At 36.9% G+C, this 13,205-nt stretch carries 13 protein-coding genes and 1 pseudogene; 10 read left to right on the forward strand and 4 right to left on the reverse strand.

Annotated elements, in window-relative coordinates:
* Window positions 1-61 precede the first annotated feature (61 nt).
* Together ureG and HNP81_RS06920 are read left to right on the forward strand one after the other, a co-directional pair.
* Window positions 62-736, forward strand: a complete 675-nt coding sequence (ureG, locus tag HNP81_RS06915; RefSeq protein ID WP_182502063.1) for an urease accessory protein UreG — start codon at window positions 62-64, stop codon at window positions 734-736.
* Window positions 733-1,545 carry an urease accessory protein UreD gene (locus tag HNP81_RS06920; protein ID WP_246399276.1) on the forward strand — a complete coding sequence of 271 codons (813 nt, stop codon included), beginning with the start codon at window positions 733-735 and terminating at the stop codon, window positions 1,543-1,545. Before ureG ends, HNP81_RS06920 begins: the two co-directional genes overlap by 4 nt.
* Window positions 1,546-1,855: 310 nt before the next feature.
* Here the strand turns inward: HNP81_RS06920 and HNP81_RS06925 are convergent, their stop codons facing one another.
* The gene (locus tag HNP81_RS06925; protein WP_182502065.1) at window positions 1,856-2,074 is read right to left on the reverse strand and encodes a DUF2922 domain-containing protein; all 219 of its coding nucleotides are present in this window, start codon (window positions 2,072-2,074) and stop codon (window positions 1,856-1,858) included.
* A 29-nt stretch (window positions 2,075-2,103) separates the two neighbouring features.
* Window positions 2,104-2,322 carry a DUF1659 domain-containing protein gene (locus tag HNP81_RS06930; protein WP_246399265.1) on the reverse strand — a complete coding sequence of 73 codons (219 nt, stop codon included), beginning with the start codon at window positions 2,320-2,322 and terminating at the stop codon, window positions 2,104-2,106.
* 351 nt (window positions 2,323-2,673) lie between these two features.
* Here HNP81_RS06930 and HNP81_RS06935 point away from each other — a divergent pair, with 351 nt between their 5' ends.
* Entirely contained in the window at window positions 2,674-3,594 is a 921-nt protein-coding gene (locus HNP81_RS06935; RefSeq protein WP_182502066.1) for an EamA family transporter, read from the forward strand.
* Window positions 3,595-4,463: 869 nt separating this feature from the next.
* Window positions 4,464-5,036, forward strand: coding sequence for a competence protein ComK (locus HNP81_RS06940; RefSeq protein ID WP_182502067.1), 573 nt, complete (start codon window positions 4,464-4,466; stop codon window positions 5,034-5,036).
* Window positions 5,037-5,190: 154 nt separating this feature from the next.
* Here the strand turns inward: HNP81_RS06940 and HNP81_RS23770 are convergent.
* A pseudogene (locus tag HNP81_RS23770) lies at window positions 5,191-5,256 on the reverse strand (8-oxo-dGTP diphosphatase MutT); the annotation flags it as partial.
* 450 nt (window positions 5,257-5,706) lie between these two features.
* On the opposite strand from HNP81_RS23770, the gene HNP81_RS06945 reads away from it, so the two are divergent.
* The 6 genes from HNP81_RS06945 (at window position 5,707) to HNP81_RS06970 (ending at window position 12,187) form a co-directional block, all read left to right on the forward strand.
* On the forward strand, window positions 5,707-6,717 hold the full coding sequence (locus tag HNP81_RS06945) for a LacI family DNA-binding transcriptional regulator (RefSeq protein WP_182502068.1): 1,011 nt from the start codon (window positions 5,707-5,709) through the stop codon (window positions 6,715-6,717).
* Window positions 6,718-6,792: 75 nt separating this feature from the next.
* Window positions 6,793-8,022, forward strand: a complete 1,230-nt coding sequence (locus HNP81_RS06950; protein ID WP_182502069.1) for an ABC transporter substrate-binding protein — start codon at window positions 6,793-6,795, stop codon at window positions 8,020-8,022.
* Window positions 8,023-8,109: 87 nt separating this feature from the next.
* Window positions 8,110-8,970 carry a carbohydrate ABC transporter permease gene (locus HNP81_RS06955; protein ID WP_182502070.1) on the forward strand — a complete coding sequence of 287 codons (861 nt, stop codon included), beginning with the start codon at window positions 8,110-8,112 and terminating at the stop codon, window positions 8,968-8,970.
* Entirely contained in the window at window positions 8,970-9,791 is an 822-nt protein-coding gene (locus HNP81_RS06960) for a carbohydrate ABC transporter permease (protein WP_182502071.1), read from the forward strand. Before HNP81_RS06955 ends, HNP81_RS06960 begins: the two co-directional genes overlap by 1 nt.
* A 30-nt stretch (window positions 9,792-9,821) precedes the next feature.
* Entirely contained in the window at window positions 9,822-11,507 is a 1,686-nt protein-coding gene (locus HNP81_RS06965; protein ID WP_028392380.1) for a glycoside hydrolase family 13 protein, read from the forward strand.
* Window positions 11,508-11,728: 221 nt separating this feature from the next.
* Window positions 11,729-12,187, forward strand: a complete 459-nt coding sequence (locus HNP81_RS06970) for a DinB family protein (RefSeq protein WP_028392379.1) — start codon at window positions 11,729-11,731, stop codon at window positions 12,185-12,187.
* Window positions 12,188-12,538: 351 nt separating this feature from the next.
* On the opposite strand, the gene HNP81_RS06975 is transcribed toward HNP81_RS06970, so the two are convergent.
* Window positions 12,539-13,156 carry a nitroreductase family protein gene (locus tag HNP81_RS06975; protein WP_220478515.1) on the reverse strand — a complete coding sequence of 206 codons (618 nt, stop codon included), beginning with the start codon at window positions 13,154-13,156 and terminating at the stop codon, window positions 12,539-12,541.
* Window positions 13,157-13,205 lie beyond the last annotated feature (49 nt).

Here is a 13,205-nt window from a genome sequence, read left to right on the forward strand (position 1 = left end):
TAGATAGTTGCAAAACCCGTCTCCATGTCTTTCATACTTTCAAAATAGAGGAGTGAAAAAAATGGGCCATCACCATGATTTTAATTGGAATTATCAAGAGTTTGAAGGGGATCGACCGATGCGAATTGGGATTGGAGGACCTGTTGGTTCGGGAAAAACAGCTCTTGTTCAGGCATTGGCGTCTGTTTTAAAAGAAAGCTATCAAGTCGGTGTCATTACCAATGATATTTATACGAAAGAAGATGGCGAGTTTTTGAAAAAGAGTGGAGTGCTTCCTGAGCATCATATAATCGGAGTTGAAACGGGTGGGTGTCCTCATACAGCCATTCGGGAAGACATTTCGATGAATCTTGAAGCGGCAGAAGAACTAACGAAGAAAATCGACAAGCTTGACTTGATTTTTATAGAAAGCGGTGGCGACAACCTTGCTGCAGCGTTTAGTCAGGAATTGGCGGATGTTTTCCTTTATATCATTGATGTGGCCCAAGGGGAGGATATTCCAAGAAAGGGTGGACCCGGGATTAAGCAATCAGATCTCTTAATTGTCAATAAAATTGATTTGGCTCCTTATGTTGGTGTAGATTTGCATTCGATGGAACTGGATTGTCAAAAACAACGAAATGAAAAATGGACCTTTTTTACGAATGTGAAAAAAGGTATAGGCGTGTTAGAGATTGCAAACTGGATAGTGAAAGAATATTGTGGGCGAGGAGGAAAATCTGCGGCGTGGGAATGACAGGAGAATGGAAAGGAACCATTAGCGTGGTGGGAGAAAAAAATTATCTAACCGATTCTTCTCGCCGTCCCCCCTTAAAGGTAGTGAATTTTTCAGGAGAAGACGGTGAAAGTATCGTTTATTTAGCCTCGAGCTCTCCTGGATTATTTAATGGAGACCGGCAAGAAATTTCTTGCCTGTTAAAGGAAGGCGCACATTTATTTTTAACCGATGCGTCCGCTACAGAGATACACCCGTCTTTAACGAAAGAGGAATGCCGGCAGAATCAGGTTTTTCAATTGGGGAAAAACAGCAAGTTTGAATATATATCGGAACCGTTGATTCCTTTTAAAGGATCGAATTATGACGGGAAAATGTCCATTTATATGACTGAAGGAGCGCAAGCGATTATAGGGGAGATTATTACAGCCGGTAGAGTAGGCAGAAATGAGATCTTTGAATATCAATGCTTCCAATCAAGTTTTGAGGTGTACTGGGATGAGCAATTACAAGTGTGGGATTCGATTCGTCTTATACCTGAATCGAATTTAAAAGAAAATGGCATTTTGGGGGATTTTACCCATATCAGTACGTTGTGGATACTATCTGATCACATTAAGATAGAACACCTGCAACATATACAAAATGCGATACTTAAGGACAGTGAAGCGTTCGATGGATATGGTGGGGCAAGTCGTTTGCAAAATAGGGGAATCGTGATCCGTGTGCTAGGTCATTCCACGCAAACTTTACAAAAGGTCATGAAAACATGCTGGGACTATTTTCGCCAAGAACTTTTCCACTTGCATCCATTTGATGTGTTGAAATAAATAAGAATATGGTGATAGGCTAAGCCGTTGCCCCAAAAAAGTTTTATCATTGGCAAATGTGGATACGCCCGACAAATGGATAAAAAGAGCTGAATGAAGGGAGACTTTCACGTTCGGTTCTGTGATGCTTGCAATCTACATCATCATTAGATACCCAATGATGATGTAGATTGTATAAAGAGCGGGTAATACAAAAGAAAAGGATCAGACCCCTGCAACGACTATATTCAGTATAAAAAAAGTGTAAGATACACTACATACTGATTTAGAGTGCGAAGTCTGACCCTTAAGAGATATTCTCCTCATTTAATTAATTCACTTCATACTCATTCACATTACGCTCGACAACTCTTGCCCCTTTCGCACTAATGAATGATCCGGATGCTGTTGTGAACACATTGCTTGCTATAACCTCATTCATAGCCGTTTTCACTTTTTCAATGTCAACCGGTTCAATTGGATCAGCGACGGAAAGGCTCGCTGATTTACCGCCCTCTGTTAGAAACAACAATTCCAGTGTTTTTGCCATTTTCTTCACCCCTTTCTTTCCTAAGAAAATTAATGTGATAGAACAGTTGTCCCAATTTGAGCGACTTTTGAGAGAGGGTGAATTTGTAACCCTGCGATCGCTTCAGCTGCTGCTAAAATATTATCTGGCGCAGCATCTGTTTTTACATTGGAAAATGATTTACGCTTTACAATTGGCATACCTTCTTCGTCCAAGCCTGTTTCAAACTCTAAGCGGATCGTTACAGCTTCAAGAATTTCGTTTGCCAAGTTGCTCACCTCCTTTCACTTTCTTTATAAGTGTTAAAACGGAAAAAGTAGCATCGGAGAAAAAAGTTTTTAACTGGGTTTCTAGATTGCTAGATTGAATTCTAATTTTTTAGAGCGTTAAAGGAATTCGCTTCAATGGTAGCTTGGATCCCTGTCTTACGGTGTTTTTCGGTGTATTGACTAATTAAATTGACAGAATAATTCTGTTCCCTTATGGTTGAATGGAAATAGATGGGGAGTACTGGTTGATTGTAAGGAGGAACGAAAAGTTTCTTCAATTAGCCGTTATTATTTTACTAACAGAAGGGGGAAAGGGAGTAGCACGGTTAGAGAGAATTGGGGGAGAACAGCATGTGGTTTTTTTTCGCAGTAGCTGCGGCTATCTGCTTCGGCATTAGGGGAATTCTTTATCAATGGACGTCACAAAGACCGATTGATCGTAATCTATTACTTTTAGGCGTCTACATATCTGGTACTTTGATTGCTTTAATTAGTAATGTGATCGTTCAACAGCCTTGGTCAAACGGTGCATGGTATGGAGTGTTAATAGGATTGTTTTCATTTATTGCAAACGCTTCAATGTATAAAGGATATGCAGTCGGGAAGGCTTCTATTATTGCTTTATTTTCAGGATTGCCACCGCTTGTAGTCGTGATCGTTGCCTACATATTGTGGGGAGAGGTTCTTTCTACTTGGCAATTAACTGCGTTCTTTATTGTATTACTTGGTCTCATTCTTATTAAATATTCACAAGATTTAAAGCTTAATCAATTAAGAGGTATACAATGGGGAATTCTAACTATGCTTTTCTTCGGATTCTCGGATGTATCTGTTAAACAGTCAACCATTGCTGGTGCAGAGACGCTTCCTGCATTAACAATGATGTATGCAACAGGTACGGTATTATTTGGTGTTTCCTGGATCGTTTCCTATAGGAAGAGTCATGTTAAGAAATCCACTGTTGAGGAAAATAATCAGAACGTGGAAGAACTGAGTAAGCCAAGGCAACAGAACAATATACTTCCTTGGACTTTGAAAAGAACATTAGGCTGGGGAATGATTGTTGGGATTTCCAATATAGCAGGCATGATGTTTCTTCTTCCGGCATTTCGTTATGGGGTGACCGGGATTGTTTCCGCTATTAGTGCCATGAGCGTTGCGCTCGTCATATTGTATGCACATTTTTATTTGAAAGAAAACTTAAGTAAACGTGAAATAACTGGACTTATCGTAACTGTTGTGGGAATTCTTGTTTTACGTTTAACTTCTTAGGAACTAAACTGACTTAAATGACGTCAGCTAAAATGCTTATGTGAAAATAAAAAAGCTTGCAGAGTGGTCAAACTTCGACATTCTCTGCAAGCTTTTTTTGTGGGATTAGTAAAAAAGAAGTTTTCGTGAAAAAAAGAAAAATTTTACAAATCATTAATAATTTTGGAATTTAAAGTAAAAATATATAGAGAATTAGTTGAAAAAAACGATACATTCTATAAAAAAATCAAGAATTGAATACAGAAAATTAATAATTTATATTAAAATTGGAAAAATGTCAAGAGTTAGAGAACAAAAAAATAAAATAATTAATAATCAAATTAAAATTTAGTTGTTTATAATTTGAGATAATTTTACAAAAAATGAATTTAATATAATAATAGGTAAAGATACCTAATTGAGGGAGGGGTCAAGATATATTTTAGGAGAAAAGTCTTGATCTTTAAATCTCTGCCTTTAAAGAAAATATTTATTTAACCAGTGATTGTGAACTTGGAAGAAGAAATATCAGATTTTTTTCTGGTTGATGAATAATGCAATATGAAAAAACTGCGAAACTGTCACTATGCTTAAGGGAGGTGAGAACCATGTAAAAATAGAAAAACATCGGAAAGAACCCATGAACAAGGATCCTGGAAGATATTGTCCATGGGCATTTCGAGCAGAAATAAATTCTGTCTTATCGTCTAGTATACTCTTTTTATTTCATTAGTAAAGAAGAGGTCGATAGAAAAGTGCATGGAAAGAAGGCATTTATTGTTAAGAAAATATGGATGAGATGTATTGTTAGTGAACGAACATAACGGTAAACGAAAATCGGCACAAAAAAATGTACGGATCATCAATTACCTAAATAAGGAGTGTTAGTGATGTTATTGAAACAATTTTATATTATAAACAAAAAGACAGTATGCTTGTTCTCTGAATATGACGAGCAAGGAAATGAACATACACGAGTAATCGAAGGAAAAAGATTTATCTTTGTTAAAAAGCCCATTCAAGATGTCCTCGAAGAATCGTTTAACTATTATGCTCGAAATTTAGCTGGTGCCATAGTAGGGGCACGTTCGATTCTTGGCGATAAATACTTTTTGCCAGTTGAGTTAAATGTCCACCAAGGGATTATTTTAGCTCCTTTCCACCTATCAAATAGTAAAAAGAAAATTTGGGTTGTTACCCCAAAAATCATTAGACCTGAGGTAATTTCTATTAAAGAAACGATTTTACACTTAACGTACGGACATAGCATTTCTATTCACCTGACAAGCGAACAAATTGAAAAACGCCGAGGCAGAGCAGCTCAACTTCAGACTACTTTACAAGAACGCGACACGATTGAAAAAAGTAGAACTATACTATTTGAACCAGGTAGCGGCTTTACCGTAGTAGAAGAAAAGGGAGAATATAATTTCCAAGTGAAGAAAAAGAAGAAAGAAGAATGAGATAGAGGCAGCTGACTTTTGGAGTCGGCTGTTTTTTTGTAGGGGAAATTAAGTATAGTTTACTATTGTTCCACTTTTTAGTATGAAATCTTACATATAAAGAATACTTGGGAGCTGCCATGACTATTGATATGGACATCTCAGGAGATCTTTAAGCGCAAAGAATTTCATTTTGATCGTTCTCAATGATTGCTGCAACTACCTTAACAACTTTTTTCATAGAAACCTCCGCTAAGTTTTATTTTGTTATCATATCATGTTTAATCGGATGAGCCCAAATAGTTTGGATACTAGTTGTATACATAGAAGTAACAATGAATTTACTCTTATTTCTTTGATTGAGGTAGGAAGAGAGTTATATTATAGGATTTTTTTTAAAACTACTTGTTCGATGATGTGTCCTAGAAGTGATAGAAAGAATGGGATAGAAGAGCATTAAATGAAGGAAATAGATTATAAACGCGAGAGGAAACCCTTTGAGGAGTTGTTTGAGTACATGAAGGATGATCAAATTTGCGATGTTTTGATAGCTACCTTGTCATGATAAACTTGCAATCGGGTGATGGGTAATATATTTATATGATTATATTGAAAAGGCTTTCAAAAAATGGTATTATAATCACGTAAACGTTTTCGTTACTTGATTTTATTTTACAAAGTAGGTGGGAGTATGGCGTATACCATCAAAGATGTCGCAAAAAAAGCAGGGGTTTCTATCGCAACTGTTTCTAGAGTTCTTAATAACCAACCTGGTTTTTCGGAAAAAACGAAAAAGAAGGTTCAACATGTTATTGAAGAACTGGGGTACGAACCAAATGCTGTAGCAAGAGGTTTAATCAATAATAAGACACATACAATTGGGGTGCTATTCCCTGAATTATCAAGTATGTTGGTAACAGACTTCTTAAATGGTATTGAAACGATGGCCCATGAACTTGGCTCAAGTGTAATTGTTTGTCATACAGAGGCTGATGGTGAGAAAACGATGAAGTACCTTCAGTTATTAAATGAAAAAAGAATTGATGGCATAATTTTTGTAAGCGCCATCTTAAAAGAAGAGTATTACAATTATATAAGAAAAATGGGCATTCCCATGGTACTCTTATCTACAGAATCTTATGCTTACCCAGTACCTTATGTAAAAGTGAATGATCAGCATGCTGCTTATTCAGCAACCAAATACCTACTTAATAAAGGGCATAATAAGATAGGGATGATTAGCGGTAGCAAAGATGACCTAATTGCTGGTAAGCCACGAATAATGGGATTTAAAATGGCTCTAAAAGATTCGGGTATCGCTTTTACAGAGGATAATATTATCTATAGTAAGGGATTCGGCTTTCAAGATGGATTAGATGGTATGGAAAAGCTTATGAAGCAATCACCTGAAATATCCGCTATCTTTGCGGCTAGTGATGAAATCGCCTTTGGAGCATTGTCTTTTGCGTATCAACATGGGATAAAGATTCCTGACGATGTATCGATAATTGGGTATGATAATTTAAGTATTGCAGAAATGGCTATTCCACCGTTAACCACTGTTGGACAACCATTGATAAAAATGGGGAAGACAGCAGCAAGTATGCTTTTTGAAATGCTTGAATCTGGAAATGTTTTTGTTGAGAATCGGATTTTACCACATGAAATTTTGGAAAGGGAGACAGTAAGAGAAAAGCGTTAAACTTTTCTTTTTACTCTTTTACGTAAACGTTTACGTAGAGTGGAAATTATCAATCTCATATTTGGAGGGAATTTTATGTATAAAAAAATAACTACAAGTATCGCAACAATCGCTTTAGGAACTTTCATTCTAACTGGCTGTTCATCTTCTGATTCAAGTGATGGTGTTAAGCTAGAGCTTTTTTCGAATAAATCAGAGAGTATTGATACATATAAAGAACTTATAAAAGAATTCGAGGCAGAAAATCCTGATATTAAAATAGAATTTAATTCACCGCCAGAAGCTGAAACGGTATTAAAAACGCGTCTAACTAAAAATGATTTACCAGATTTAATGTCTATTGCTGGTAATGCCACATATGGTGAGTTGGCGCGTGCTGAAGTTTTAAGTGATTTCACTGACTCAGAGCTAGTTAAAACTGTACAACCTTCATATATTGATATGATAGACCGTTTGGTTGGACCAGAAGTAGAAGGAGTATATGGTCTTCCATATGCAACGAATGCAAACACTGTTATTTATAATAAACAAAAATTTGCTGAGCTTGGGCTTGAAGTTCCAACTACTTGGGATGAATTTATCGAATTACTTGAAAAGGTAAAAGCAACCGGAGAGACACCTATTTATTTCACATTAAAAGATGCATGGACTGGAATGATTAGTTGGAACTCTCTAGGTGCTAACATTGCGGGCGAAGACTTTGCTGAAAAGAAAAATGCAGGCGAAACCTCATTTGTCAAAAGCTATGATGAGGTTGCTGATAAAATGTTGAAGCTTATCTCATATGGTCACAAAGATAATATGGGTGTTGCTTACGGCGACGGAAATAATGCATTTTCAAAAGGGGAGGCAGTCTTGTATATCCAGGGTAACTGGGCGATCCCTGAGATCTTAAAAGCGAATCCGAATATCGAGCTTGGTGTTTTCCCAATGCCTGTCAATAATGATCCAGCACAGAATAAATTGGTTTCTGGTGTTGATGTCTTACTGACGATGAATAAGGAAACAAAACATAAGGACGAAGCAATGAAATTTATTGAATTCATGATGAAAGAAGAAATCTCTCAAAAATACATTAATGAGCAGAAGGCTTTCTCAGCTATTGCAAACGTTTACCAAGAAGATCCTGTTTTTGAAGGGATAAAAGGAAACTTTGAATCAGGTACAATTACGAGTTTCCCTGATCATTACTATCCAGCGGGAATGGGTGCGGAAAACCTCGTTCAGGAATTCCTAATTAAACAAGATAAAGCTGTCTTCCTGAAGAAAATGGATAAAGAATGGGAAAAAGTTGAGAGTCGTTGATTTCTAGATTATGAGGATGGCCCATAATAAAAGGAGCTGAACCCTTTTTTTGTCATTCTCATCTTCTAAAAAAGGAGATGTCATCATATGAAGAAAAACCATGTATTCATGGCTATTGCCTTGCCTGCTCTTGCCCTTTTCTTTATTTTCCATACGTATCCTGCTTTGCAAGGAATTTTTTATAGCTTTACGGATTGGAAAGGGTATGGGAGTTGGAATTTTGTTGGGGTAAAGAACTACCTGAATGTCTTTAAGGACAACCGTGCAGGAGCAGCCTATATTTTTACCTTTCAATTCGCCATTGTTACTACGATTGTTGTAAATATTATTAGTTTACTCATTGCTATTGGCCTAAATTCTAAGATTAAATTTCGAAAGACGCTCAGGGCGATCTATTTCTTACCCTATATCTTAAGTATTCTGATCATTGGTTTCATTTTCAACTTCATTTTTGCTCATTTCCTACCACAAATCGGAACAGTACTGGGTTCAGAATTACTATCTAAAAATATTCTTGGTGATCCGGATTTAGCCTGGATTGGTATCGTCATTGTTGCCGTTTGGCAGGGTGTAGCCTTTAATACCCTTCTTTACTTAGCTGGGCTGGTCACGATTTCAGAAGACTTATATGAAGCAGCGAGTATTGATGGAGCAGGTATCTGGACAAAGTTTTGGAAGATTACATTTCCAATGATTGCTCCTTTCTTTACGATCAATATGGTGTTATCGATGAAAAACTATTTAATGGTATTTGACCAGATTGTCGCTATGACAGGAGGAGGACCTGGTAAATCAACTGAATCGATATCTTTGCTGATTTACCGTGGAGGATTTGAAGGTGGCCAATTCGCCTATCAATCTGCCAATGCTGTCGTGTACTTTGTTGTCATTGTCATCATTTCTATTATTCAACTCAAAATTTTAAATAGAAGAGAGGTGGCCAACTAATGACTCGCAAGAAAACAAACTGGATAATTACCGTTCTCTTAATGTTAGGTTCACTTTTTATTCTTTTCCCAATATATTTAGCGATTACGATTGCTTTTAAAACACCTCCAGAAATGGCAGGGAATTTACTTGTACTTCCGAAGTCCTGGTCATTTGATAACTTTAAACAAGCCATTGAAATGACGAATTTTTTCAATGCCTTTAAGAATAGTTTTTTTATTACATTCTTTGTGGTGATATTTACGGTTCTAACCAATTCCTTAGTTGCTTACGCCATTGCAAGAAATCTGCATAAGAAGTTTTATAAAACATTGTACTTTTATTTTCTTAGTGCCATGTTCATCCCGTTTCCCATTATTATGCTCCCGTTAGTTAAACAAACAAGTGCCTGGGGAATGGATAATTTAGTTGGTTTAATTGTTTTATATGTTGTATTTAATTTATCATTCAATGTATTTATCTATATCGGGTATATAAAGTCCATACCGGTTGAATTAGAAGAAGCAGCCATTATGGATGGTGCAAGTACATGGGGCGTATTCTGGAAGGTCATCTTCCCGTTATTGGCTCCGATGAATGCAACAGTAGCTATTATTACTTGTCTTGGTGCGTGGAATGATTTTATGCTCCCGCTCGTGCTTTTAAGTGACCAAGGCATGGCGACATTGCCACTTGTACAGTACATTTTCCAATCGCAATTTAGTACGGATTATAATTTAGCATTCGCATCCTATTTAATGGCTCTTGCTCCGATGATTTTAGTGTATGTCTTTGCTCAAAAATGGATCATTAGTGGAGTTATGAGAGGATCAATTAAATAAAGTGTATTCTAGCATATTGGAGTGAAAAACTTGGAAAAGTCATGGTGGAAAGAAAGTGTTATTTATCAAATCTATCCTCGGAGTTTTAAGGATAGTAATGGAGATGGAATCGGTGATATTAAAGGTATAATTGAAAAACTCGATTATTTAAAAAAACTAGGGGTGGATGTGATTTGGTTATCACCGGTTTATAAATCCCCTAATGATGACAATGGATACGATATTAGTAATTATCAAGATATTATGGATGAATTTGGAACCTTGGAAGATTGGGATCAATTATTACATGAAATTCATTCACGGAGCATGAAGTTGATTATGGACTTAGTGGTGAACCATTCTTCAGATGAACATGCTTGGTTTGAAGAATCTAGAAAATCAAAAGATAACCCATATCGCGACTATTATATTTGGCGTCCTGGTAAAGATGGCAAAGAGCCGAACAACTGGGAATCTGCATTTAGTGGTTCGGCATGGCAATATGATGAAGATACTGATGAGTATTATTTACACTTATTTAGTAAGAAACAGCCCGATTTAAATTGGGAAAATCCTACACTTCGGAATGAAGTATACAAAATGATGGCTTGGTGGTTAGATAAAGGAATCGACGGATTCCGCATGGATGTAATTAACTTTATTTCTAAAGTGCCTGGCCTTCCCGATGCGGCGAATCCAGAGGCAAAAGCCTATGTGGGTGGCGGTCAGTATTATATGAATGGCCCTCGTATTCATGAGTTTTTACAGGAAATGAATAAGGAAGTTCTATCTAAATATGACATTATGACAGTCGGTGAAATGCCAGGGGTTGATGCTGAAGAGGCAAAGCTTTATACAGAACAAAACCGTGGGGAATTGAACATGGTGTTCACGTTTGAGCATATGGATCTCGATTCAGGCCCTAATGGAAAATGGGATCTAAAGCCACTTAACCTTCTTGATTTAAAAGAAAACATCACGAAATGGCAAACTGGTCTTCAGGGGGGCGGATGGAATAGCTTGTATTTAAACAATCATGATCAGCCCCGGATGGTTTCTCGATTCGGAAATGACCAGGAATACAGGATTGAATCGGCTAAAATGCTGGCAACCTTCCTTCATATGCTTCAAGGAACTCCTTATATTTATCAAGGGGAAGAAATCGGCATGACGAATGTTTGTTTTGAAACAATTGATGAGTACAGGGATATCGAAATTTTGAATATGTACAAAGAAAAAGTAATAGATGGCAATATGGATCAAAAAGAGGTATTGAAATCGATCTACGTAAAAGGAAGGGATAACGCAAGAACTCCTATCCAGTGGGATGATTCAGATCATGGCGGATTCACTTGCGGTCAGCCATGGATCAAAGTAAATCCGAACTATAAGCAAATTAATGTCAAGCAGGCTATACAGGATCCAAAATCTATTTACCACTATTATCGTAAGTTAATCGAGTTGCGCAAAGAAAATGAAATCATCGTGTATGGGGAATATGAGCTAATCTTGGCTGAACATGAACAGATCTTTGCTTACACGAGAACATATCACGATGAGAAGCTTCTTATTGTGACGAACTTCAGTGAAGAGCAAGCGGAATTTGTTATGCCAGAGGATTATACATTTACACCTAATGAGCTGCTCATTAGCAATTATGATTTAGAAGAAACAGAAGCGAAACGAACATCGTTTACATTAAGACCATATGAATCAAGAGTGTATAAAGGATATTAGGAGTAAAAAAAGTAGCAGTGTCTACTTTTGATAATCAACGGTTGTATAAATCATTGGAAGAAGTTCAGCCTAATCATTGGTCCCGAGCATATCAAGATACTCACAACTAAAGGATAGCTAATAAAGATTTGTCCCGTAATACCTTCTAAAATCACAAAATTTGCCTTGGAAAATCGTAGTCGTTATACTTCTATATATATAGTGATAAAAGGAGAGATTCCATGAGCAACTTAATCAAGAAACAATTTGAACTAACAAGAGGATATTTCATTAAAAATGCGGAGACATTATCGAATCAGGTAGTGGACGTACAACCAGAAGGTTTTAATAATACGATTCATTGGCATATTGGCCATGTTCTGGTATCGGCAGAGGCCCTTTTATTAGGCTTCCCGGAAAACGGAAGTCTACCAGCTAGCTATGGTGCGTTGTTTGCAACCCGTACTAAGCCAAGTGATTGGCAAGGTGAAGTCCCGACTGTTGAAACATTAATTGAACAGTTGAAGGAACAGCTTACTCGCCTTAAGGAAATTCCAGATGCTCGTTTTGAAGAATTGCTGCCAGAACCATTTTTAGGCATGACTTCTGTTGGTGAAATAGCCAATTTCGTAGCGTTTCATGAATCACTCCACTTAGGACAAGTTCAAACTATGAAGCGTTTGATTGAGGCTTCATTATAATGATTTAACCGGTTAAGAATCCATTCTTAACCGGTTTTTTATTTTGTTATGGGCGTTACTTTATGCCTTTGAAGATGTAATGATTACTTTCTCATTTGATTTTCTTTTGTTATTAGCTGTAATGTTTTCCTTATTAATTAGAATTATTGAATTACTAAGGAAAAAATAAGATTATCTGAAGAATGACGATAATGTTATTTAATTTTTGATGAAAAACAATTCACTGAACTTAAAAAAATAGCAATAAATTCGTTAAAATTCTAGGCTTTATTCCAATAAAGTACATTCATGGAAAGGTGCCAGGTTCTAAAACAATTCGGAATCCAATTAGAACCTAGCACTAATAGAGTGTTATATGAATTTTACCTTATCCTCTATCGCGAGGCGTGTTGTCTGATAAGCTGGCGCGTTTAATTTACCTAGCGTAATCAGGACAATCGGGAAATAGCGGTCAGATACATTGAAGCGCTCCGAGAACTTAACTTTATCGAAGCCGCCCATTGGCCCTGTAGCATAGCCCCGCTCCTTGGCATTCAGCATAAATTGCATTGCAGCCAGTCCGGAATCGAACGTTGCTAAGTTCTTACGTGTCTCTTCAGGTGCATATGGATAGGTTTTTCTTGCATTACCGACGAGAACTTCTTTGCTAGCGCTATCAATATACCCTGCCTCATACATGCTGTCATAAACTGGATCAATATTTTCATGAAATTCTTTATCTCCTAATACCGCGATGACGGCTGAAGCCGTTTCAATCTGCTCCTGATTGTACGCAATCGCCCGCAAGTCTTTCCTCTCTTCGGGATTCAGGAATACAATAAATTCCCACGGCTGCAAATTGCTTGTTGAAGGTGCCAGTGTTGCATCCTTCAGCATCTCCAGAATCTCTTCTTTCTTGATTTTAAAGTTCGGATCGTATTTCCTGACCGAACGCCGTTCTTTAATTACGGTAGAAATCGTTTCAGACAATTGAATTCCTCCTATTATTTGAACTAATTTTTAGTAAGTGCAATTCCAA

It is taken from the genome of Peribacillus huizhouensis (assembly GCF_014138605.1).
GTDB lineage: Bacteria > Bacillota > Bacilli > Bacillales > DSM-1321 > Peribacillus > Peribacillus huizhouensis.